Source organism: Pseudomonas sp. 31 R 17 (assembly GCF_900004915.1).
Lineage (GTDB): Bacteria > Pseudomonadota > Gammaproteobacteria > Pseudomonadales > Pseudomonadaceae > Aquipseudomonas > Aquipseudomonas orientalis_A.
The window spans coordinates 71,363-92,567 of record NZ_CVTN01000031.1 but is presented as its reverse complement, the minus strand read 5'-3'; the positions used below and the strand labels follow the sequence as shown (position 1 = coordinate 92,567).

Here is a 21,205-nt window from a genome sequence, read left to right as displayed (position 1 = left end):
TGCTATGTCGCCCTGGCTGACGGTTGTAGGCATCGGTGAAGACGGCTTCAAGGGCCTGGGCAGGAATGCCCGGCACGCCCTGTTGCGCGCTACGCGGATTATAGGCGGCCAACGCCAGTTGGACCTGTTGCCGTTGTGTATCAGTGGCGAGCGCCACGCGTGGCCGAGCCCGTTTTCCCTGGAGCCGGTGTTGTCACGGCGTGGGGAGCCTGTGTGCGTATTGGCCAGTGGTGATCCGATGTTCTATGGCGTCGGCGCCAGTCTGGCGCGCCAGATTGCGGCGGATGAGCTGCTGGTTATACCGGCGCCGTCGTCGGTGTCCCTGGCGGCGGCGCGTTTGGGCTGGCCGTTGCAGGACGTGGTGACGGTGTCCGTGGTGGCCCGCCCCTTCGCGGCAATCAACGCGCACCTGGCCAGCGGCGTGCGCTTGCTGGTGCTGAGCAATGATGGTGGCAGCCCTGCGTTGATTGCCGCGTTATTGACGCAGGCAGGGTTCGGGCCCAGCCGATTGACGGTGTTTGAACACTTGGGCGGCGCGAACGAGCGGCGCCTGGACGGCCTGGCCGCAGACTGGCATCACCTGGGCACTGCCGATCTGAACCTGGTCGCCATCGATTGCCTGGCCTCCAGCGAGACGCCGCCCTTGTCGCGCCTGGCGGGCCTGCCGGACTCGGCGTTCCAGCACGACGGCCAACTGACCAAACGCGATGTGCGCGCCATGACCCTCGCCCGCCTCGCCCCGATGCCCGGCGAACTGCTGTGGGATGTGGGCGCGGGCAGCGGTTCCATCGGCATCGAATGGATGCGCACGCACCCCAGCTGCCGTGCCCTGGCGATCGAGCCCGACCCGGGCCGCCAAGGCCTGATCGAACACAATCGCGACGCCCTCGGCGTGCCCGGCCTGCACCTGATTCGCGGCAAAGCCCCGGACGCGTTGCACGGCCTGCCGGTACCCGACGCCATCTTCATCGGCGGCGGCGTCACCCGCGACGGCGTGCTCGACACCTCCTGGCAACAATTGCGGCCCGGTGGACGGTTGGTGGCCAATGCAGTGACCCTGCAAAGCGAAATGACCTTGATGAACTGGCGCGCCGAGCACGGCGGCGAACTGACCCGCCTCCACGTCGCCCAGGCGCAGCCATTGGGCGAGTTCGACACCTGGCGCCAGGCGTTGCCGATCACGCTGCTCGAAGTGATCAAGCCGCTATGAACAGGATTCTGTTGCTGGGCGGCGTGACGGAAGCGCTGGCCATTGCCCGCACCCTGGGGCCGGAGCATATCTACAGTTTGGCGGGCGTGGGCCGCGTGCCGACCGACCTGAGCTGCCAGGTTCGCGTCGGGGGCTATGGAGGCGCTGAAGGGCTCGCGCAGTTTGTTCGTGATGAACGCATCAGCCTGATCCTCGATGCCACCCATCCGTATGCAGCGCAGATCAGCCACAACGCGGCCCGGGCTGCACGGTTGTGCGCTGTGCCGTGCTGGGCATTGCGACGTCCGGCGTGGCAGCCACAGGCCAGGGATGATTGGCGCGAAGTGTCTGACTGGGCTGAACTGATCCAAGGATTGAAGCCCTTCAAGCGCCCGCTGTTCACCTTGGGTCGCGAACCCTTGCAGCATCTCGATGAAATCCCCGCCGACCAGTTCTGGACGTTGCGCGCGCTGGACGTGTACCCGGGCAACGAGCGCTGTGAAGTGATCGGCGCACGCGGGCCGTTTCTGATCGAGGATGAGCGGGCGTTATTCGAACGACGCCGGATTGATGTGCTGATCAGCAAGAACAGCGGCAGCACCGCCACCGAACCGAAGCTGGAAGTGGCGCGGGAACGTGGGGTGCCGGTGTTGGTGTTGAAGCGGCCGGTGTTGGCTCATGTAGACCGTGAACTCTTGTCGCCTGAAGAAACACTCATCGCGTTGGCAAATTTCATTCGATAAGTCAGGATCTCTCGCTTGCTTGATAAGTAACCTATTTGTTACCTTCAGGACGGCGAATGATCGAGATTGAAGAATACCGACGTGACAGCGTGACAAGAAATTGAAACAAAAGAGGTAACCAGCATGGCGTTAACCCGTAGCTACAAGCACACCATCGCTGAACGTGCCCAGCGCGACCCTGCATTTGCCCAAGCTCTTCTCGACGAGGCCGCTACGCTGTTTCTCAACGGTGAGCCGGAAGTTTCCCGCGTGATTCTGCGTGATTTGGTCAACGCCACGGTGGGTTTTGAAGGACTTGCGAAAGAAACTGCCAAACCGAGTAAAAGCCTGCACCGAATGCTCTCAGCCAGCGGTAATCCAAGCATGGATAACCTCGCCGCGATTTTTGCAGTGATCAGAAAAGCCTTAGGTGTCGACATGCAGGTGCACGGAGTTCCCGCTGCATAATTGGTACAACAACCAGCATCAGCGAGGCTACAGGCAATGTGGGAGGGGGCTTGCCCCCGATAGCGGTGTGTCAGTCACTGATTTTCTGGCTGTTCCTCCGCACTCGGGAGCAAGCCCCCTCCCACAGTTGACCTGCGTAGCCTTGAAGTTCGGCACCCACTCAATTCCCCGTCTATCCTCAAATCCGACACTGCGACACCACACCACACCACGCGTTTTTACTTATCCCCCCCGATCAGGCTAAATACCCGCCTGATCGTTTAACCCTACGGATTATCCGCCATGGCCCGTCAACGCTTTGCAATTGCCTGGATCGCCTGCCTTGCAGTGCTGTTCAATGCGTTTGCCATGCCGCTGGCCAGTGCGATGCAGCAGGCCGATGACCCGGTCAAGCGCCTGCTGTTGGGTGGGTTCTGTTCGTCCAATGGCGCCAGCCTGCAGGCCATTGCCCTGGGTCAGTTGGAAATCCCGGCAGCGCCGGACGATCACTCCGCCATGCAGCATTGCTGGTGTTGCTCGGGCTCGGCGCCGTGGGTGGCGTTGCCGGGGCATGTGCCGCAGTTGTATGTGATGCGCCAGCAAGCGCTGCAGAGCCTGCCGCCGCGCGTGTTGCGCAATCCCGCCCCGCGCCGGCAATGGCCGAGCCTCAATCCCCGCGCTTCTCCAACGGTCTGATCTTCTTCGCAAGTGAACTGCGTTCAGAACCGTTCCGGAGAACTGCCATGCTTAAATCTTCCCTGCTTCTGGCGGCGTTGCTGCTGCCGGTGTTCAGTGCTGCCAATGCCGAGGACTACAAGGCCGGTGACCTGTTGGTCAGCGACCCCTGGTCCCGGGAGTTGCCACCGAATGCGCCCACGGTCGCGGCGTACTTTGTGATTCATAACACCGGGACTGCCCCGGATCGCCTGCTCGGCGTGGAAACCAGCGTGGCCGAGAAAGCCGAGCTGCATGAGCATGTGATGCAGGGCGACCTGATGAAGATGCAGCAAGTGCCCAGCGTTGCCGTACCGGCCAAGGGCGAGCTGACGTTCGCGCCGATGGCCTATCACGTGATGCTGCTGGGCCTCAAGGACCGCAGCCTGTTGGCCGATGGCAAGCAATTCCCACTGACCCTGATGTTTGAAAAAGCCGGCAAGGTCGAGGTAAACGTATCGGTTCAGAAGTCGCCACCGATGACCGCTCACGAGCATAAGCACGCCCAGTAGGCCTACCCCGATGGGCGCCCGCAGCGCCAGGTTGTCTCCACGCCGCCGCTTGATGCGCGGCAGTTGGGTCAGCCTGTTCGCCATGTTGATGATCTTTATCGGTCCGCTGATTTCCCAGGCGATGCCGATGGATCATCACGCCGGTATGTCCATGGACATGCCCGCGTGCCACGGCGAGCCCAAGCCGAGCAAAGCCCCCGACGAACATCATGTCCTCTGGGAAAAATGCGGCTATTGCAGCCTGCTGTTCAGTTGCCCCGCCCTGCCCGGCAGCGTCTCCTGCATCACCCTCGGCACCCCGCCGCCCGCCAACGCGCTCATTCCCACCCCGCGCCTGGGCCATGCCCGGCAGAGCATCTTCCCTGGCGCGCGCAGTCGTGCGCCGCCCATCGCGTCGTAAGCCCTTCACCGCGCTACTTCACCCCGGCCGACTTCAAACAGACAGCCGCAGGCTGCTGGCCGTGTTGTTTACGACTGATTGATGGAATTTTTCATGTCCAGGTTTTCTGCTGACACCCGATTGGGCGCTGCCCCGGTTTTCGCCGTTCTGTGCGGCGCGCTGCTTGCGCCACAAGCCCATGCTGACGAACACGAACTGAGCCCCACGGTCGTCACCGCGATCGCCCCCAGCTCGCCGCTCACCGTTGTCACCCACCCCAAGGATCCACGCCAGCCGGTGCCCGCCAGCGATGGCGGCGATTACCTCAAGACCATCCCCGGCTTCGCCCTGGTGCGCAACGGCGGCACCAACGGTGACCCGGTGTTGCGCGGCATGTTCGGCTCGCGCCTGAATATCCTTACCAACGGCGGCATGATGCTCGGCGCCTGCCCGGGCCGCATGGATGCGCCCACCTCGTATATCTCGCCGGAAACCTACGACAAACTCACCGTGATCAAAGGCCCGCAAACCGTGCTCTGGGGCCCCGGTGCGTCAGCCGGTACGATCCTGTTCGAGCGCGAGCCCGAGCAGTTCGGCGAGCTGGGCACGCGGGTCAATGCCAGTGTGCTGGCCGGCTCCAACGGGCGTTTCGACAAGGTCATCGATGCCGCTGCCGGAGGGCCGTTGGGCTATGTGCGGGTGATCGGCAACCAGGCCCATGCCGACGACTACAAGGACGGCAACAACGACCGCGTCGCCTCGCGTTATGACAAGTGGAATGGCGACGTGGCCGTCGGTTTCACCCCCGACGCCGACACCCTGCTGGAACTCACCGCCGGCCGTGGCAATGGCGAAGCGCGCTATGCCGGGCGCGGCATGGACGGCTCGCAGTTCCTGCGCGAAAGCCTCGGCCTGCGTTTGGAAAAATCCAACATCGGCGAAGTGCTGGACAAGGTCGAGGCCCAGGTCTACTACAACTACGCCGACCACGTCATGGACAACTACAGCCTGCGCGTCCCCTCGGGCACCGGCATGATGGCCGGGCCCATGGCCTCCAACGTCGACCGGCGCACCCTCGGTGGGCGGATCAAGGCGACCTGGCGCTGGGCCGATGTGCAACTGATCGGCGGCCTGGACGCGCAGACCAACGAACACCGCGCGCGCAGCAGCATGGGCATCGACACCTACAAGGACCTGCCGCGCAGCAAGGACGCCGACTTTCACAACTACGGCGTATTCGGTGAACTGACCTGGTACGCCGCCGACAATGGCCGCCTGATCACCGGCGCCCGCCTGGACCGTGCCTCGGCCAGGGATTTTCGCCAACGCACCGGCTCGGCAATGATGAGCCGTGCCAACCCCACCGCCGACGCCACCCGCGCAGACACCTTGCCCTCGGGCTTCGTGCGCTTTGAGCATGATCTTGCGGACACGCCCACTACCGTTTATGCGGGCCTGGGTCACGCTGAACGTTTCCCGGACTACTGGGAACTGTTCTCCCCCAACACCGGAGCGGCCGGCTCGGTGAATGCCTTCGACGGCGTAAAGCCGGAGAAGACCACCCAGCTGGATGTTGGCGCGCAGTACAAAACCGCCAACCTTGACGCCTGGGCCTCGGCTTATGTCGGCCAGGTGCGCGACTTCATCCTGTTCGACTACCGGCCCGGCATGATGGGCACCACCTCCCAGGCACGCAATGTCGACGCACGCATCATGGGCGGTGAACTGGGCGCGGCGTACAAGCTGACCACTCACTGGAAAGCCGACGCGAGCCTCGCCTACGCCTGGGGCAAGAACAGCAGCGACGGCAAAGCCCTGCCGCAGATGCCGCCGCTGGATGCGCGCCTGGGCCTGACCTACAGCCAGGACGACTGGAGTGCCGGCGCGTTGTGGCGCGTGGTCGCGGCGCAGAACCGCATCGACCCGAACAAGGGCAACGTGGTCGGCAAGGACTACGACACAAGCGGCGGTTTTGGCGTGTTCTCGCTCAATGCCGCGTACCGCATCAACAAGCACTTCAAGGTCAGCAGCGGGGTCGACAACCTCTTTGGCAAGGCATACGCCGAGCATTTGAACCTGGCGGGGAATGCCGGGTTCGGTTACCCGGCAAGCAACCCGCAGGCCATCAAGGAACCGGGGCGTACGCTCTGGACCAAGGTGGATATGAGCTTCTAACAGCATCGGGGGCAAGCCCCCTCCCACACTTGACCAGGTTCCCAAATCCAACTATGTGAACCCAATCCAATGTGGGAGGGGGCTTGCCCCCGATAGCGGTGTAACCGACACAAAAAATCAAAAGCCTTGCGGAGCCCCTGATGAGCACACCAAAGATCTCCTTCTACAACCTGGCCTGGCGCTGGCACTTCTACGCCGGCCTCTTCGTCGCCCCCTTCATGGTGCTGCTGGCCCTGACCGGCATCATCTACCTGTTCAAACCCCAGCTCGACCCGTTGCTGTACGGCCACCTGCTCAGCGTTCCCGCCGCCGAACACGCGCTGAGCGCCGACGAGCAGCTGCAACGCGCCAGAGCCGCCTACCCCCAGGCTGCGATCAGCAAGTACCTTCCGCCCGCCGATGCCACCAGCAGCGCACAGTTTGTGATGCATAACCAGGGCCGCGAAATCAGCGTATTCGTCGACCCGTATCGCGGCACCGTCCTGGGTGAGCAGGACGCCAAATACAACCTGCAAGCCATCGCCCGCGCCCTGCACGGCGAGTTGATGATCGGCACCACCGGTGATCGCCTGATAGAGCTCGCCGCCGGCTGGGGCGTAATGCTGGTGGTGTCCGGCCTGTACCTGTGGTGGCCACGCGGCAAGTCATCGGCCGGCGTATTGTGGCCCCGACTCAACCGCCGTGGCCGCGTGTTCTGGCGCGACCTGCACGCCGTCGCCGGTTTCTGGGGCGCAGCGTTTTTGCTGGTGATGCTGCTCAGCGGCATGACCTGGACGGGCTTCTGGGGCAAGCAATACGCCGCCCTGTGGAACACTTTTCCGGCGGCGATGTGGAACAACGTGCCGCAGTCCGACCAGCAGGCACGCGTGCTCAACACGGCCACCCAACAGACCGTGCCCTGGGCCATGGAAAACACGCCGATGCCGATGTCCGGCGACCACGCCGAACACATGAACCACGGCGCCATGCATGCAGGCCCCGCCACGCCGACCGTGCGCCTGCAACAGGTGGTCGACCTGGCCAATGCGCGCAAGGTCGAGCCCGGCTACAGCATCACCTTCCCCACCACCGCCACGGGGGTATTCACCGTCGCAGTGTTCGCCAACGACCCGCGCAATGACGCCACCCTGCATGTGGACCAGTACACCGGCAAGGTCCTGGCCGATGTGCGTTGGGCGCATTACAACCTGGTCGCACGCGCCACCGAGACCGGCGTGATGTTGCACGAAGGCAAGATGTTCGGCTGGATCAACCAACTGATCGTGCTGGTGATCTGCCTGATGATCCTGCTCAGCGCGGTGAGTGGCGTGGTGATCTGGTGGAAGCGTCGGCCACAGGGCGGGCTGGGTGTGCCGCCGCTGCGTCATGACGTGCCGAAGTGGAAAACCGCGATGGTGATCATGCTCGGGCTGGCGATCATTTTCCCGTTGGTGGGCGCATCGTTGATCCTGGTGTGGGCGCTGGATCGCCTGGTGCTGTCACGCTTTTTTGCCCAAGGTGAATCTGCCTCAGGTTAAGCATGAAGCAGGCGAGATGCCCGACGCTGCGGGCTTGTGTAGCCTTGCGCGACTGTTGTCGCGCAGCCAATAAGTGTTAACTTATAACACTTTCTGCGTTATCGTTGCTCGCCGCGCCCTGCGGCGAGCCCCCCTTCAAGAAGCGATTGAATCGACCGATGAACAACTCCCTAGCGTGCGGCCTGTGCCTGCTCGCCCTGCATACCAACGTCCAGGCCATGACCCTGCCCGAGAGCGCCATCACGGCACCGGCAGTGGATAACGAACGTGTCGAGCTCAATACGCCGACTACCGCCGGTTCGCGCCTGAACCTGACGGCGCTGCAAACTCCCGGCAGCGTAGAAAGCCAGACCGGCGCGCAGATCCGAGCACGTGGCGACGCCAGCGTGCAAGACGCCATCTCCCGCGCCACCGGCATCACCCGCACCGGCACCCCGGGCGACGGTGGCACCTCGCTGCAGGCCCGTGGCTTTACCGGCCAGAGCTCGGTGATGCAACTGTACGACGGTAACCGCATGTACACCGGCATGGGCACCTCGACCTTCCCGGTGGACACCTGGGCGGTGGAACGGGTGGACGTGCTGCGCGGCCCGGCCTCGGTGCTGTACGGCGAAGGCGCTACCGGCGCGGTGGTCAATACGGTCCCGAAAAAGCCTTTCACGGGCGCGATCGAAAACCGCATCCGCCTCGGCTACGGTTCCTACGACCGCCAGCAACAAGCCCTGGACAGTGGCGGCTCACTGACCGATACCCTTAGCTACCGCCTGAACCTCAACCGTCTGCGCAGCAACGGTTTCATCGACCGTGGCGACGCCAGCAGCGACTTCATCAGCGGCGCCCTGCGCTGGCAGGCGGCCGACAACCTGAGCTTCACCCTGACCAGTGACTACGGCGACCAGCGCCCACAAAACTACTTCGGCACGCCCCTGATCAACGGCCAGTTGCACAAGGGCCTGCGCGACAAGAACTACAACGTCAGCAACGACACCCAGCACTACAACGACCAGTGGACACGCCTGACCAGCGAGTGGCAGTTGAGCGATAACGTCAGCGCCACCAACGAGCTGTACTACCTGAAAAACCAGCGTCGCTGGCAGAACGCCGAGAACTACAACTTCACCAACGGCCAACTGACCCGCAGCGGCAACTTCGGGATCAAGCACGATCAGGAACAGGTGGGCGACCGCCAGACCTTCACCTTCAAGCACACCCTGTTCGGCCTCGACAGCCAGACCGTGGCGGGCGTGGAATACAACCGCATTCGCTTCCGCCTGGCGAGCAACACGCCGTTTAATGACGTGGCACAAACCGGCCAACCCGTCGACCTGTATCACCCGGCGCCTGCGCCATTTGCCAGCCAGGACCCGTTCAAACCGGTGTTCGCCACCACCACCAGGACGGTGGCCGGCTTCGCGGAAAACCGCCTGCAACTCACGGATAAACTCGCGCTGGTCACCGGCATCCGCCGCGACTACGCGCACATCGACCGCGACGATCTGCGCACCGGTGGCCAATCCGACAAAACCCTCACCGGCAATAACTGGAAAGCCGGACTGGTCTACGCGATCACCCCGCAGACTTCGGTCTACGGCCAGTACGCCACCAGCACCGACGGCGTCGGCGGGTTGATTTCCCTGAGCCCGAGCCAGCAGCAGTTCGACCTGTCCACTGCCAGGCAGACCGAGGTCGGTATCAAGCAAGCATTCTGGGACGCACGGGGTGAATGGACCCTGGCGGCCTACCACATCGTCAAGAAGAAGCTGCTGACGGACGTGCCGGGCGCCCCGGATTTCAAGCAGCAAGTCGGCCAACAATCCTCCGACGGCCTGGAGGCCAGCCTCGACCTGCAACTGCCTCACGCCTGGCAGTTGCAAGCCAACGCCGCCATCGTGCGAGCGCAGTATGACGACTTCAAACAGGACGTCGGCGGCGTGCAGGTGTCGCGCGACGGCAACCGCCCAGTGGACGTGCCGCGCCGCACCGCCAACCTGTGGCTGAGCAAGGCCGTGACAGACAACGTGCGTGCCGGTGCCGGTGTGCGTTATGTCGATGCACGGTATGCCGACATGGCCAACCAGAACGAGGTGCCGAGCTACACCGTGGTCGATGCGACACTGTCGTGGAACGCCATGCGCAACACCACACTGGGCCTGCAACTCAACAACCTGTTCGATCGTACTTATGCAGTCAGCCAGTACAACGATGGGCAGCAGTGGATTCTGGGTGTACCTCGTTCCATGTTCGTTACTGCCGACTACACCTTTTAATGACCTCGCTCACCCTCACCGACCTGGCTTGGACTCCACCCGGCCACGACCACTGCCTTCACCGGTTCCAACTGCGTGACGCCGGCCTGCAGGTCGCTGCCGGGGAGTTTGTCGGCCTGATCGGGCCTAACGGCAGCGGCAAGACCAGCCTGCTGCGCTGTGCCTATCGATTCACCCGGCCGGAGCGCGGCGAGGTAATGCTTGAGCACCAGAACGTCTGGAAGCAAAGCGCCAAGTGGTGTGCGCAACGCATCGCGGTGGTGCTGCAGGAATTCCCCGACGCGTTCGGCTTGCGCGTGGATGAAGTGGTCGCCATGGGCCGCACGCCTCACAAGGGGTTGTTCGACAGCGACACCCAGCACGACCAGCAACTGATCCGCAACGCACTGCAGTCGGTGGGGATGCAGGGTTTCGCAGACCACGCCTTCGCCACCCTCTCGGGCGGTGAAAAGCAGCGCGTCATCCTGGCTCGCGCCCTGGCCCAGCAACCGCAACTGCTGATCCTCGATGAGCCGACCAACCACCTCGACCCGCGCTATCAGCTGGAGCTGTTAAGGCTGGTCAAGCAGTTGAACATCGGCACCCTGGCCAGCATCCACGACCTGAACCTGGCCGCCGCGTTCTGTGATCGCCTGTACGTGATCCATCACGGGCGCATCGTCGCCAGCGGCACGCCCCATGAAGTGCTGACCGCCGCGTTGCTGCGCGACGTGTTTGGCGTCCAAGCCCTGATCGACACCCATCCCTTGTCCGGCTACCCCCGAATCACCTGGATAACCCAACCATGATCCTGCGCGCCCTGCTGTCTCTCGCCCTGATGTTCGCCACTGCCCAAGCGCTCGCCGAAGCCACCTATTACCCGCTGACCATCAAGAGTTGCAACCGCGACGTGACCTTCCAGCAAGCCCCGCAACACGCGGTCAGCCACGACATCAACATGACCCAGATGATGCTCGCCCTGGGCCTCAAGCCACGCATGGCCGGCTACAGCGGCGTGACGGGCTGGAAGTCAGTGCCGCCGGACATGGCCGCGATCCTCGACGGCCTGCCGGAGCTGGCGAGCAAGTACCCATCAGTGGAAACCTTGCTCAATGCCAACGTGGATTTCTTCTTCGCCGGTTGGGACTACGGCATGCGCGTGGGCGGCGACCTCACGCCGCACACCCTGCAACCCTTGGGTATCAACGTGTATGAGCTGACCGAGTCGTGTGCGTTCGTGATGAAGCGCCCCGCTGCCACACTGGAAGACACCTATAACGACCTGCGCAACCTGGGCAAGATTTTCGACGTGCAAGACCGTGCCAACGCGCTGATCGCCCAGATGCAGGCGCAGGTGGCCCAGGTACAAAAAGACCTGCCCGCCGACAAGCCACGGGTGTTTCTTTACGACAGCGGCGAAGACCGCGCCATGACGTCAGGACGCCTGGGCATGCCACACGCGTTAATCGACGCCGCTGGCGGGCGCAATATCCTCGACGACGTCGACGCCAGCTGGACCCGGGTCAACTGGGAAACCGTGGTGGAGCGCAACCCGCAGGTGATCGTGATCGTCGACTACAGCGAAATCACGGCCAAGCAGAAAGAGCAATTTCTGCTCGATAACCCGGCCCTGCAATCGGTGGACGCCATCAGGAACCGGCGCTTTATCGTGATCCCGTACGTGCAGGCCACGCCGGGTATCGACAACGTGCTGGCGGTGCAAGCCCTGGCCAAAGGGTTCCACGGCGAATGATCGACCGTCGCTACGCCTTGCTGCTGAGTGCCCTGGGCGCGTTTTTGCTGATCTCCTGCGTGATCTCGCTGGGGTTCGGATCGGCGCGGGTGCCGGTGGACGTGGTGTGGCGGATCCTGCTGCACAAGACGTGCGGCATCGGTGAAGTGGGTTGGAGTGCGGGCCAGGAACATATCGTCTGGCTGATCCGCGTGCCGCGCATGCTGCTCGGCGCCTTGGTGGGCGCCGGGCTGGCGTTGATCGGCGCGGTGTTGCAGGCCGTGACGCGTAACCCGTTGGCCGACCCACATTTGCTCGGCGTGACGTCCGGCGCCACCCTCGGCGCGGTGATCGTGGTGCTGCATGTGGGCGAAGTCATCGGCCTGCTGACCCTGCCCATTGCGGCCTTTATCGGTGCGCTGCTGAGCATGCTGGTGGTGCTGGCCGTGGCCAGTCGCAATGGCCGCCTGGAAAGCGATCGCCTGCTGCTGTGCGGCGTGGCGGTGTCCTTCGTGATGATGGCGGTGGCCAACCTGCTGCTGTTCATGGGCGACCACCGCGCCGCCTCAGCGGTGATGTTCTGGATGCTCGGCGGCCTGGGCCTGGCGCGTTGGGAGCTGCTGGCGATTCCCGCCGCCACGGTGGTGCTTGGGTTGGCCCTGCTGTCGGGCATGGCGCGTCCGCTCAATGCCCTGATGGCCGGTGAGCAGACCGCCGTGACCCTGGGCCTGAACGCACGCAACGTGCGGCTCAAGGTGTTTTTGATTGCGTCGTTGATGACCGGCGTGCTGGTGTCGATCAGCGGCTCCATCGGCTTTGTCGGCCTGATGGTGCCGCACATCGCCCGGCGCCTGGTAGGCGCCGAGCACCGGCGCTTGCTGCCGGTGTGCGTGCTGCTGGGCAGTGTGTTCCTGGTATGGGTCGACGTCGCGGCACGCACGCTGATCGCCCCTGAAGACCTGCCGATTGGCGTAGCAACGGCGGCCATCGGCGGGCTGTTTTTTATCGGCTTGATGCGCAGGCGCTGACCGCGCCCCGTTGTAGCGCACCGCCACGCACCGACACTTGCGCCTGCCATTTCCTGGTGCGTCACGCCTGCAAAAGCGCGGGCAAAACAGGCATTTCATGGGGTTTGGCGACTCGGCACAGCGCTTGCAATCCCCTGCTCAACTTGTCCCTCACACCCTTGTTGAGTTCACGGAGATCGCACCATGAAGCGTCGCAGTTTGATCAAGGCATTCACCCTGTCGGCATCCATTGCGGCTATGGGCTTGACCTGGACCGTCCAGGCCGCCGAGACCATCAAGGTCGGCATCCTGCACTCGTTGTCCGGGACCATGGCGATCTCCGAAACCTCGCTTAAAGACATGGCGCTGATGACCATCGACGAGATCAACGCCAAGGGCGGTGTGAACGGCAAGATGCTCGAACCGGTGGTGGTGGACCCGGCGTCCAACTGGCCGCTGTTCGCGGAAAAAGGCCGGCAGTTGCTGACCCAGGACAAGGTCGCCGTGGTGTTCGGCTGCTGGACCTCGGTGTCGCGTAAATCCGTACTGCCGGTGTTCGAAGAACTCAATGGCCTGCTGTTCTACCCGGTGCAATACGAAGGCGAGGAAATGTCGCCGAACGTGTTCTATACCGGTGCGGCGCCCAACCAGCAGGCGATCCCGGCGGTGGAATACCTGATGAGCGAAGAAGGTGGCAGCGCCAAGCGTTTCTTCCTGCTCGGCACCGACTATGTGTACCCGCGCACCACCAACAAGATCCTGCGCTCGTTCCTGCATGCCAAAGGCGTGGCGGACAAGGATATCGAAGAGGTCTACACCCCGTTCGGCCACAGCGATTACCAGACCATCGTCGCCAACATCAAGAAGTTCTCCGCCGGCGGCAAGACCGCAGTGATTTCCACCGTGAATGGCGACTCCAATGTGCCGTTCTACAAAGAACTGGCCAACCAGGGCCTGAAGGCAACCGATGTACCGGTGGTGGCATTCTCGGTGGGCGAAGAAGAACTGCGCGGCATCGACACCAAGCCGCTGGTGGGCAACCTCGCGGCGTGGAACTACTTCCAGTCGGTGGAGAACCCGGTGAACCAGAAATTCGTCGCCGACTGGAGAGCCTACGCCAAGAAACACAACCTGCCGGGCGCGGACAAAGCCGTGACCAACGACCCGATGGAAGCCACCTACGTAGGCATCCATATGTGGGCCCAGGCGGCGGAGAAAGCCAAGTCCACCGACGTCGACAAAGTGCGTGAAGCCCTGGCCGGCCAGACCTTCGCCGCGCCGTCGGGCTTCACCCTGACCATGGACAAGACCAACCACCACCTGCACAAGCCGGTGATGATCGGCGAGATCCAGGCCGACGGGCAGTTCTCGGTGGTGTGGCAGACCGAAGCGCCGATCCGCGCCCAGCCGTGGAGCCCGTACATTCCGGGCAATGACAAAAAACCGGACTATGCGGTGAAGAGCAACTGAAGCCCACTACAGGTCAAAAATGTGGGAGGGGGCTTGCCCCCGATAGCGGAGTGTCAGACCTATATTCATCAACTGACACACTGCCATCGGGGGCAAGCCCCCTCCCACACTGTCCCCGCATGATCAGGACATTGTGTATGCCCACTGCCCTTCAACGCTGCTTCCTGGCATTGCTGCTGTTGCTGCCTTTGGCCGCACACGCCAGCGACGCCGACGACTTCCTTGCCGCCAACCCGGTGCAGCAAGCCAAACTCCTCCAGGCGTGGGCCGCCAACCCCGATCCTGCGCGCATCGAGCTGGTGGACGCCCTTGCGCAAGGCCAGCTCACGCTCAACGGCGAAACCAAAACCCTGCGCCTGAACAACCGCCTGCGCGGCCTGATCGACAATGTACAAGCCAGTCAGCAATTGCTCGCCGCCGACCCCAAGGTGCGCTTGAATGCTGCGCGTACCCTGCAAAAAAGCGCAGTGCCTGCGCAACTGAAATTCCTCGACCAGCAAGTCGCCGCCGAAACCGATGAGGAGGTGCACAGCGCCCTCAGCCTGGCCCTGGCCAACCTGCAACTGGTCGACACCGACCCGGTGGTGCGCCTGGCCGCGGTGCGCTTGCTCGGCAGCACCGGCGACCCGCTGGCCCGCACGCGCCTGGAAGCCTTGCTCGCGCCCGGCGTCGAAACCGATGCCGCCGTGCACACCGCCGCCGAAACCAGCCTGGCCCAGGTCAAACGCAAATTGATGTTCGGTGAGATCCTCGGCCAGGCCTTCAGCGGTATGTCCCTGGGCTCGATTCTATTGCTCGCGGCCCTGGGCCTGGCGATCACCTTCGGCCTGCTTGGCGTGATCAATATGGCCCACGGCGAGATGCTGATGCTCGGCGCCTATTCCACCTACGTGGTGCAGTTGCTGATGCAGCGCTACGTGCCCCAGGCCATCGAGTTCTACCCGCTGATCGCCCTGCCGGTGGCGTTCTTCGTCACCGCCGCCATCGGCATGGCGCTGGAGCGCACGGTGATTCGTCACCTGTATGGCCGGCCACTGGAAACCCTGCTCGCCACCTGGGGCATCAGCCTGATGCTGATTCAGTTGGTGCGCCTGGTGTTCGGTGCGCAGAACGTTGAAGTGTCCAATCCACAATGGCTGTCCGGCGGCATTCAAGTGCTGCCCAACCTGGTGCTGCCGTACAACCGTCTCGTGATCATTGCGTTCGCCCTGTTCGTGGTGGTGTTGACCTGGCTGCTGCTGAACAAGACGCGCCTGGGCCTCAACGTGCGCGCCGTCACCCAGAACCGCAACATGGCCGCCTGCTGCGGCGTGCCCACCGGACGCGTGGACATGCTCGCCTTCGGCCTCGGCTCCGGCATCGCGGGCCTGGGCGGCGTGGCGCTGAGCCAGGTCGGCAACGTCGGCCCGGACCTGGGCCAGAGCTACATCATCGACTCGTTCCTGGTGGTGGTGTTGGGCGGTGTCGGCCAGTTGGCCGGCAGCGTGACGGCGGCCTTTGGCCTGGGGATCGCCAACAAGATCCTGGAGCCGCAGATCGGTGCGGTGCTCGGCAAGATTTTGATCCTTGCGCTGATCATTCTGTTTATCCAGAAACGCCCGCAGGGACTCTTCGCACTGAAAGGACGGGTGATCGACTGATGAATCAGCCATTGATGCTAACGGCCACGCAAAAGGCCGGCCCCAAGGTGACGATTGCAGTGGGCGTGGTGATCCTGTTGCTGCTGCTGGCTCTGCCCTTGGGTTCGCTGCTGTCGCCGGACAACCCGCTGCATGTGTCGGCCTATACCTTGACGCTGGTCGGCAAGATTCTCTGCTATGCCATCGTCGCACTGGCGCTGGACCTGGTGTGGGGTTACGCCGGCATGTTGTCCCTCGGCCACGGCCTGTTCTTCGCCCTCGGTGGTTATGCCATGGGCATGTACCTGATGCGCCAGGCATCGGGCGATGAGTTGCCGGCGTTCATGACGTTTCTGTCGTGGACCGAGTTGCCCTGGTACTGGGTGGGCACCCAACACTTCTGGTGGGCGCTGTGCCTGGTGGTCCTGGCGCCGGGCTTGCTGGCCCTGGTGTTCGGCTTCTTCGCTTTCCGCTCACGGATCAAGGGCGTGTATTTCTCGATCATGACCCAGGCCCTGACCTTTGCCGGGATGCTGTTGTTCTTTCGCAATGAAACCGGGTTTGGCGGCAATAACGGCTTTACCAATTTCCGCAGCATCCTCGGCTTTGGCATCACTGAACCAGGCACGCGGGCGGTGTTGTTCGTGGCCACGGTACTGCTGCTGGTGGCCAGCCTGTACATCGGCTGGCGCCTGGCCCGCAGCAAATTCGGCCGCGTGCTCACCGCACTGCGTGACGCGGAAAACCGCCTGATGTTCTGCGGCTATGACCCGCGTGGCTTCAAGCTGTTCGTGTGGGTGCTGAGCGCGGTGCTGTGCGGTTTGGCGGGCGCGTTGTATGTGCCGCAGGTGGGCATCATCAACCCCGGCGAAATGTCGCCGACCAACTCCATCGAAGCCGCCGTGTGGGTGGCCCTGGGCGGGCGTGGCACGCTGATCGGTCCACTGCTCGGCGCCGGGGTGGTGAACGGCATGAAGAGCTGGTTCACCGTGGCCTTTCCGGAGTACTGGCTGTTCTTCCTCGGGGCGCTGTTCATCATCGTCACGCTGTACCTGCCCAAGGGCGTCATCGGGCTGCTGAAGAAATGAGGAACGTCATGCTTGAACCTATTTTCGATGCGGGCAGCGGCCGCGATGCGATCGGCATCGGCCAGGCGGCCGGCAAGGGCTTGAACACCCGTCACGGCACCATCCTGACCCTGGAAGATATCAGTGTCAGCTTCGACGGTTTCAAGGCGCTCAACGACCTCAACCTCTACATCGGCGTCGGTGAACTGCGCTGCATCATCGGCCCCAACGGCGCGGGCAAGACCACGCTGATGGACGTGATCACCGGCAAGACACGGCCCAGCCACGGCAACGCCTGGTTCGGCGAAACCCTGGACTTGACCGGCATGAGCGAGGTGCAGATCGCCCAGGCCGGCATCGGTCGCAAGTTCCAGAAGCCGACCGTGTTCGAGGCGTTGAGCGTGTTCGAAAACCTGGAGCTGGCGCAGAAGACCGACAAGTCGGTGTGGGCCAGCCTGCGCGCACGCCTGAGTGGCGAGCAGAAAGACCGCATCGATGAAGTGCTCGACACCATCCGCCTCACCGCCTCGGTGCATCGGCCCGCCGGTTTGCTGTCCCACGGCCAGAAGCAGTTCCTCGAAATCGGCATGCTGCTGATGCAGGACCCGCAACTGTTGCTGCTGGATGAACCGGTGGCGGGCATGACCGACGCCGAAACCGAATTCACCGCCGAACTGTTCAAGCGCCTGGCCGGCAAGCACTCGTTGATGGTGGTGGAGCACGACATGGGCTTTGTCGGCTCGATTGCCGACCACGTCACCGTGCTGCACCAGGGCAGCGTATTGGCCGAAGGGTCGCTGGAACAGGTGCAGGAAAATGAGCGGGTGATCGAGGTTTACCTCGGTCGCTAAGGTGGTTTTCCCGTAGGAGCGAGCGTGCTCGCGAAGATCGTCAACGATAGCGCGGGCATTCTGAATGCACGCGGTGCCCTCAGGTTTTTCGCGAGCAAGCTCGCTCCTACAGGGGATTGAGGAGGTTTTTGGATGCTGCAAGTCGACAAGCTGCACCAGTATTACGGCGGTAGCCACATCCTGCGCGGGCTGTCCTTTGATGTGAAGATCGGCGAAGTCACCTGCCTGCTCGGGCGCAACGGCGTGGGCAAGACCACCCTGCTCAAGTGCCTGATGGGCCTGCTGCCGGCCAAGGAAGGCGCAGTGAACTGGGAAGGCAAGACCATTACCGGTTTCAAGCCGCATCAGCGCGTGCATGCCGGGATCGCTTATGTGCCGCAAGGACGCGAGATTTTCGCGCGCCTGACCGTGGAAGAAAACCTGCTGATGGGCCTTTCGCGCTTCCCGGGCGCCGAAGCCAGGGAAGTGCCTGCGTTCATCTACGAATTGTTTCCGGTACTGCTGCAAATGAAGCATCGACGCGGCGGCGACTTGTCCGGTGGTCAGCAGCAGCAGTTGGCGATCGGCCGCGCCCTGGCCAGCCGTCCGCGCCTGTTGATCCTCGACGAACCCACCGAAGGCATCCAGCCATCGGTGATCAAGGAAATCGGCGCCGTCATCAAGCAACTCGCCGCCCGTGGCGATATGGCGATCCTGCTGGTGGAGCAGTTCTATGATTTTGCCGCCGAACTGGCCGACCAGTACCTGGTGATGTCACGCGGCGAAATCGTGCAGCAGGGCCGTGGTGAAAATATGGAAAGCGAGGGTGTACGCGGTCTCGTAACCATCTAATCTGTAGCCTCCTGACGATAAGCACTCAGCCATGAACCTGCCCGTTTCCCCTGCCCTGTTCACCCCCAGCTGGCACGCCGAGCTGGAACTGGGCTATGCGCGTTTCGGCGACACCACGCGCCCGGTCATGCGCCGTCACCTTGGCCCGCTGCGGGTGCAAAAGCACCTGTATGCCGAAGGCCCCGAGGTGTGCCAGCACATCATCGTGCACCCGCCCGGCGGGATTGCCGGTGGCGATCGCCTGGACATCAGCGCCCACGTCGGCACCGATGCCTGGGCGCAGTTGACCAGCCCCGGCGCAGCCAAGTGGTACCGCGCCGGCGGCCCGGCATTTCAGCACGTCGAGTTGACCGTCGAGGCCGGCGCGACGCTGGAATGGCTGCCCCAGGAAACCATCGTGTTCAGCGCGGCCCAGGCCGAGCTCACCACGCGCATCGACCTGCAAGGCGATGCGCGGCTGTTCTACTGGGATGTGGTCGCCCTCGGACGCCCCGCCAGTGGCGAGCGCTTCGACCTCGGGCACTTTCAATCGCACCTGGATATCCGCCGCGACGGCCAGTTGCTCTGGCATGAGCGCCAGCGCATTGTGGGCGCCGATGGCTTGCTGGATTCGCCCATCGGGTTGGACGGGCAACCGGTGTTCGCCACGTTGCTGGTGACCGGTGAGATCGATCCCCAATTGCTCGAACACTGCCGCTCACTGCCACACGCGGTGCGCGGCGACTTGACCCAATTGCCCGGGTTGCTGGTGGCGCGTTGTTTGGCCAGTGAAGCGCTGCTGGCGCGGGGGTGGTTGATTGATTTATGGCGGTTGTTGCGCCCGGCGCTGCTGGGCCGCGAAGCAGTCGCACCACGAATCTGGAGCACATGAAGATCAAAATGTGGGAGGGGGCTTGCCCCCGATGGCGGTGGGTCAGTAACGGATGCAGTGCCTGACACCCCCCAATCGGGGGCAAGCCCCCTCCCACACTTGATCTTCATTGTATTTAAGAATGCATTTAAAGGACCTTGAACCATGGACCTGACCCCACGGGAAAAAGACAAGCTGCTGATCTTCACCGCAGGCCTGGTCGCCGAACGGCGACTGGCGCGCGGTGTGAAGCTCAACTACCCGGAAACCATCGCCTATATCTCCGCCGCGCTGATGGAAGGTGCCCGCGATGGCCGCACCGTGGCCGACCTGATGCACTACGGCACCACCCTGCTCAGCCGCGAACAGGTGATGGAAGGCATCCCGGAAATGATCCCGGATATCCAGGTGGAGGCCACCTTCCCGGACGGCACCAAGCTGGTCACCGTTCATCAACCCATTGCGTAAGGTGCAGCGATGATTCGTGATGCAACCGAACACGACCTGCCGGCGATCCGCGCCATCTACAACGACGCGGTGCTCAACACCACGGCAATCTGGAACGAGCAACCGGTGGACCTGGCCAACCGCCACGCCTGGTTCAGCGCACGCCAGGCGCAGCAGTACCCGATCCTGGTGGCGGTGGAAAACGATGAAGTCACCGGCTACGCCTCGTTCGGCGACTGGCGCCCCTTCGAGGGCTTTCGCTACAGCGTCGAACACTCGGTGTACGTGCGCAATGACCAGCGCGGCAAAGGCCTCGGCCCGCAGTTGATGCTGGCCCTGATCGAGCGCGCCCGCAGCTGCGGCAAGCACGTCATGGTCGCGGCCATCGAAAGCGGCAACCAGGCCTCGATCCGCCTGCATGAACGCCTGGGCTTCATCACCACCGGGCAGATGCCCCAAGTGGGCATCAAGTTCGGCCGCTGGCTGGACCTGACCTTTATGCAACTGACGCTGAATCCGGGCGCCAAACCGCCCAAGGAGTGAGATCGATGAGCGCTGCACACCTGCGTCGCGTCAATGCGGAAAGTTTTGCCCATTACCGCCTGGGCTTGATCGAGCTGTTGCTGGACGCGGTGCAGCATGGCGCATCGGTGGGCTTTATGGCCGACTTCGATGAGACCCAGGCCCGCGAGTACCTGAACGGCGTGCAAGCCGGTATCGAAGACGCCAGCCTGCTGCTGTGGGTAGTGGTGCGCGAAGAACAAGTGGTCGCCAGCGTGCAATTGGCGCTGTGCCAGAAAGCAAACGGCCTGAACCGCGCCGAGGTGCAAAAGTTGCTGGTGCACAGCAGTGCCCGCCGCCATGGCCTGGGCCAGCAATTGATGAACACCCTGGAACTCGCCGCCCGCCAGCACAAGCGCGGCCTGCTGTACCTGGACACCGAGGCCGGCTCCGGTGCCGAGGCCTTCTACCGGTCCCTGCACTACACCAAAGTCGGCGAACTGCCCGACTACTGCCAAAGCCCGGACGGGCGCTACAGCCCGACCGCCATCTACTTCAAGACCCTGGGGCAACCTGCATGATTCCTGGTGAATATCAGATCCAGCCTGGCGAGATCGAACTGAATGTCGGGCGCCGCACCGTCACCTTGAGCGTGGCCAACAGCGGCGACCGGCCGATCCAGGTGGGTTCGCATTACCATTTTTTCGAAACCAATGACGCGCTGGCGTTTGACCGCGCTGCAAGCCGCGGCATGCGCCTGAATATTCCGGCGGGAACGGCGGTGCGGTTCGAGCCGGGACAGAGTCGTGAGGTCGAGCTGGTGGATTTAAGCGGCGGGCGGCGGGTATTCGGGTTTGCCGGGCGGATCATGGGCGACCTTTAGGGCCTTATCGGGGGCAAGCCCCCTCCCACATTTTGACTGTGTTCAC

At 63.2% G+C, this 21,205-nt stretch carries 22 protein-coding genes; all 22 read left to right on the top strand.

Going from position 1 to position 21,205, the window contains the following annotated elements; genetic code table 11:
• The first annotated feature begins 4 nt into the window (after window positions 1-4).
• The 22 genes from BFP89_RS01250 to BFP89_RS01145 all read left to right on the top strand — a co-directional run bounded on the left by BFP89_RS01250 (window position 5) and on the right by BFP89_RS01145 (window position 21,159).
• Window positions 5-1,210 (top strand): bifunctional cobalt-precorrin-7 (C(5))-methyltransferase/cobalt-precorrin-6B (C(15))-methyltransferase, encoded by a 1,206-nt coding sequence (locus BFP89_RS01250; RefSeq protein ID WP_065883430.1) that lies wholly within the window; start codon window positions 5-7, stop codon window positions 1,208-1,210.
• Window positions 1,207-1,932: a cobalt-precorrin-6A reductase gene (locus BFP89_RS01245; RefSeq protein ID WP_065883427.1), complete on the top strand. Its 726-nt coding sequence runs from the start codon at window positions 1,207-1,209 to the stop codon at window positions 1,930-1,932. The genes BFP89_RS01250 and BFP89_RS01245 overlap by 4 nt, the downstream gene beginning before the upstream one ends.
• A gap of 123 nt (window positions 1,933-2,055) precedes the next feature.
• Window positions 2,056-2,379 (top strand): helix-turn-helix domain-containing transcriptional regulator, encoded by a 324-nt coding sequence (locus BFP89_RS01240; protein ID WP_065883425.1) that lies wholly within the window; start codon window positions 2,056-2,058, stop codon window positions 2,377-2,379.
• A 282-nt stretch (window positions 2,380-2,661) separates the two neighbouring features.
• The gene (locus BFP89_RS01235; protein ID WP_065883422.1) at window positions 2,662-3,054 is read left to right on the top strand and encodes a DUF2946 domain-containing protein; all 393 of its coding nucleotides are present in this window, start codon (window positions 2,662-2,664) and stop codon (window positions 3,052-3,054) included.
• Window positions 3,055-3,101: 47 nt separating this feature from the next.
• Window positions 3,102-3,584, top strand: a complete 483-nt coding sequence (locus BFP89_RS01230; protein ID WP_065883420.1) for a copper chaperone PCu(A)C — start codon at window positions 3,102-3,104, stop codon at window positions 3,582-3,584.
• Window positions 3,585-3,594: 10 nt separating this feature from the next.
• Entirely contained in the window at window positions 3,595-3,984 is a 390-nt protein-coding gene (locus BFP89_RS01225) for a DUF2946 domain-containing protein (RefSeq protein WP_065883419.1), read from the top strand.
• A gap of 93 nt (window positions 3,985-4,077) precedes the next feature.
• Window positions 4,078-6,138 carry a TonB-dependent copper receptor gene (locus tag BFP89_RS01220; protein ID WP_065883417.1) on the top strand — a complete coding sequence of 687 codons (2,061 nt, stop codon included), beginning with the start codon at window positions 4,078-4,080 and terminating at the stop codon, window positions 6,136-6,138.
• A gap of 140 nt (window positions 6,139-6,278) precedes the next feature.
• Window positions 6,279-7,655: a PepSY-associated TM helix domain-containing protein gene (locus BFP89_RS01215; protein WP_065883415.1), complete on the top strand. Its 1,377-nt coding sequence runs from the start codon at window positions 6,279-6,281 to the stop codon at window positions 7,653-7,655.
• A gap of 158 nt (window positions 7,656-7,813) precedes the next feature.
• Window positions 7,814-9,922 carry a TonB-dependent receptor gene (locus BFP89_RS01210; protein WP_065883413.1) on the top strand — a complete coding sequence of 703 codons (2,109 nt, stop codon included), beginning with the start codon at window positions 7,814-7,816 and terminating at the stop codon, window positions 9,920-9,922.
• The gene (locus BFP89_RS01205) at window positions 9,922-10,710 is read left to right on the top strand and encodes an ABC transporter ATP-binding protein (RefSeq protein ID WP_065883412.1); all 789 of its coding nucleotides are present in this window, start codon (window positions 9,922-9,924) and stop codon (window positions 10,708-10,710) included. The genes BFP89_RS01210 and BFP89_RS01205 overlap by 1 nt, the downstream gene beginning before the upstream one ends.
• Complete coding sequence (locus tag BFP89_RS01200) at window positions 10,707-11,654, top strand: ABC transporter substrate-binding protein (protein ID WP_065883410.1); 948 nt, start codon at window positions 10,707-10,709, stop codon at window positions 11,652-11,654. Before BFP89_RS01205 ends, BFP89_RS01200 begins: the two co-directional genes overlap by 4 nt.
• Window positions 11,651-12,661: a FecCD family ABC transporter permease gene (locus tag BFP89_RS01195; protein WP_065883408.1), complete on the top strand. Its 1,011-nt coding sequence runs from the start codon at window positions 11,651-11,653 to the stop codon at window positions 12,659-12,661. Before BFP89_RS01200 ends, BFP89_RS01195 begins: the two co-directional genes overlap by 4 nt.
• Before the next feature lie 183 nt (window positions 12,662-12,844).
• Window positions 12,845-14,110, top strand: coding sequence for an urea ABC transporter substrate-binding protein (gene urtA / locus BFP89_RS01190; protein ID WP_065883407.1), 1,266 nt, complete (start codon window positions 12,845-12,847; stop codon window positions 14,108-14,110).
• 137 nt (window positions 14,111-14,247) lie between these two features.
• Window positions 14,248-15,750, top strand: coding sequence for an urea ABC transporter permease subunit UrtB (gene urtB, locus BFP89_RS01185; protein ID WP_065883405.1), 1,503 nt, complete (start codon window positions 14,248-14,250; stop codon window positions 15,748-15,750).
• The gene (urtC, locus tag BFP89_RS01180; RefSeq protein WP_065883403.1) at window positions 15,750-16,817 is read left to right on the top strand and encodes an urea ABC transporter permease subunit UrtC; all 1,068 of its coding nucleotides are present in this window, start codon (window positions 15,750-15,752) and stop codon (window positions 16,815-16,817) included. Before urtB ends, urtC begins: the two co-directional genes overlap by 1 nt.
• Window positions 16,814-17,647 (top strand): urea ABC transporter ATP-binding protein UrtD, encoded by an 834-nt coding sequence (urtD, locus tag BFP89_RS01175; protein WP_163032567.1) that lies wholly within the window; start codon window positions 16,814-16,816, stop codon window positions 17,645-17,647. The genes urtC and urtD overlap by 4 nt, the downstream gene beginning before the upstream one ends.
• Before the next feature lie 132 nt (window positions 17,648-17,779).
• Complete coding sequence (gene urtE / locus BFP89_RS01170; protein ID WP_065883398.1) at window positions 17,780-18,478, top strand: urea ABC transporter ATP-binding subunit UrtE; 699 nt, start codon at window positions 17,780-17,782, stop codon at window positions 18,476-18,478.
• Window positions 18,479-18,509: 31 nt separating this feature from the next.
• Complete coding sequence (locus tag BFP89_RS01165) at window positions 18,510-19,349, top strand: urease accessory protein UreD (RefSeq protein ID WP_065883396.1); 840 nt, start codon at window positions 18,510-18,512, stop codon at window positions 19,347-19,349.
• A gap of 144 nt (window positions 19,350-19,493) precedes the next feature.
• A complete protein-coding gene (gene ureA, locus BFP89_RS01160) occupies window positions 19,494-19,796 on the top strand; it encodes an urease subunit gamma (RefSeq protein ID WP_003171437.1) in 303 nt (100 codons plus the stop codon).
• Between the two features lie 9 nt (window positions 19,797-19,805).
• Window positions 19,806-20,318, top strand: coding sequence for a GNAT family N-acetyltransferase (locus BFP89_RS01155; RefSeq protein WP_065883395.1), 513 nt, complete (start codon window positions 19,806-19,808; stop codon window positions 20,316-20,318).
• A gap of 5 nt (window positions 20,319-20,323) precedes the next feature.
• Window positions 20,324-20,857 carry a GNAT family N-acetyltransferase gene (locus BFP89_RS01150; protein ID WP_065883393.1) on the top strand — a complete coding sequence of 178 codons (534 nt, stop codon included), beginning with the start codon at window positions 20,324-20,326 and terminating at the stop codon, window positions 20,855-20,857.
• Complete coding sequence (locus BFP89_RS01145) at window positions 20,854-21,159, top strand: urease subunit beta (RefSeq protein WP_065883391.1); 306 nt, start codon at window positions 20,854-20,856, stop codon at window positions 21,157-21,159. Before BFP89_RS01150 ends, BFP89_RS01145 begins: the two co-directional genes overlap by 4 nt.
• The last annotated feature ends 46 nt before the right edge of the window (window positions 21,160-21,205 follow it).

Excerpts from the sequence above, each read along its gene's own strand:
- BFP89_RS01250 (WP_065883430.1), top strand. The coding sequence starts at position 5 with ATGTCGCCCTGGCTGACGGTTGTAGGCATCGGTGAAGACGGCTTCAAG.
- BFP89_RS01245 (WP_065883427.1), top strand. The coding sequence starts at position 1,207 with ATGAACAGGATTCTGTTGCTGGGCGGCGTGACGGAAGCGCTGGCCATT.
- BFP89_RS01240 (WP_065883425.1), top strand. The coding sequence starts at position 2,056 with ATGGCGTTAACCCGTAGCTACAAGCACACCATCGCTGAACGTGCCCAG.
- BFP89_RS01235 (WP_065883422.1), top strand. The coding sequence starts at position 2,662 with ATGGCCCGTCAACGCTTTGCAATTGCCTGGATCGCCTGCCTTGCAGTG.
- BFP89_RS01230 (WP_065883420.1), top strand. The coding sequence starts at position 3,102 with ATGCTTAAATCTTCCCTGCTTCTGGCGGCGTTGCTGCTGCCGGTGTTC.
- BFP89_RS01225 (WP_065883419.1), top strand. The coding sequence starts at position 3,595 with ATGGGCGCCCGCAGCGCCAGGTTGTCTCCACGCCGCCGCTTGATGCGC.
- BFP89_RS01220 (WP_065883417.1), top strand. The coding sequence starts at position 4,078 with ATGTCCAGGTTTTCTGCTGACACCCGATTGGGCGCTGCCCCGGTTTTC.
- BFP89_RS01215 (WP_065883415.1), top strand. The coding sequence starts at position 6,279 with ATGAGCACACCAAAGATCTCCTTCTACAACCTGGCCTGGCGCTGGCAC.
- BFP89_RS01210 (WP_065883413.1), top strand. The coding sequence starts at position 7,814 with ATGAACAACTCCCTAGCGTGCGGCCTGTGCCTGCTCGCCCTGCATACC.
- BFP89_RS01205 (WP_065883412.1), top strand. The coding sequence starts at position 9,922 with ATGACCTCGCTCACCCTCACCGACCTGGCTTGGACTCCACCCGGCCAC.
- BFP89_RS01200 (WP_065883410.1), top strand. The coding sequence starts at position 10,707 with ATGATCCTGCGCGCCCTGCTGTCTCTCGCCCTGATGTTCGCCACTGCC.
- BFP89_RS01195 (WP_065883408.1), top strand. The coding sequence starts at position 11,651 with ATGATCGACCGTCGCTACGCCTTGCTGCTGAGTGCCCTGGGCGCGTTT.
- urtA (WP_065883407.1), top strand. The coding sequence starts at position 12,845 with ATGAAGCGTCGCAGTTTGATCAAGGCATTCACCCTGTCGGCATCCATT.
- urtB (WP_065883405.1), top strand. The coding sequence starts at position 14,248 with ATGCCCACTGCCCTTCAACGCTGCTTCCTGGCATTGCTGCTGTTGCTG.
- urtC (WP_065883403.1), top strand. The coding sequence starts at position 15,750 with ATGAATCAGCCATTGATGCTAACGGCCACGCAAAAGGCCGGCCCCAAG.
- urtD (WP_163032567.1), top strand. The coding sequence starts at position 16,814 with ATGAGGAACGTCATGCTTGAACCTATTTTCGATGCGGGCAGCGGCCGC.
- urtE (WP_065883398.1), top strand. The coding sequence starts at position 17,780 with ATGCTGCAAGTCGACAAGCTGCACCAGTATTACGGCGGTAGCCACATC.
- BFP89_RS01165 (WP_065883396.1), top strand. The coding sequence starts at position 18,510 with ATGAACCTGCCCGTTTCCCCTGCCCTGTTCACCCCCAGCTGGCACGCC.
- ureA (WP_003171437.1), top strand. The coding sequence starts at position 19,494 with ATGGACCTGACCCCACGGGAAAAAGACAAGCTGCTGATCTTCACCGCA.
- BFP89_RS01155 (WP_065883395.1), top strand. The coding sequence starts at position 19,806 with ATGATTCGTGATGCAACCGAACACGACCTGCCGGCGATCCGCGCCATC.
- BFP89_RS01150 (WP_065883393.1), top strand. The coding sequence starts at position 20,324 with ATGAGCGCTGCACACCTGCGTCGCGTCAATGCGGAAAGTTTTGCCCAT.
- BFP89_RS01145 (WP_065883391.1), top strand. The coding sequence starts at position 20,854 with ATGATTCCTGGTGAATATCAGATCCAGCCTGGCGAGATCGAACTGAAT.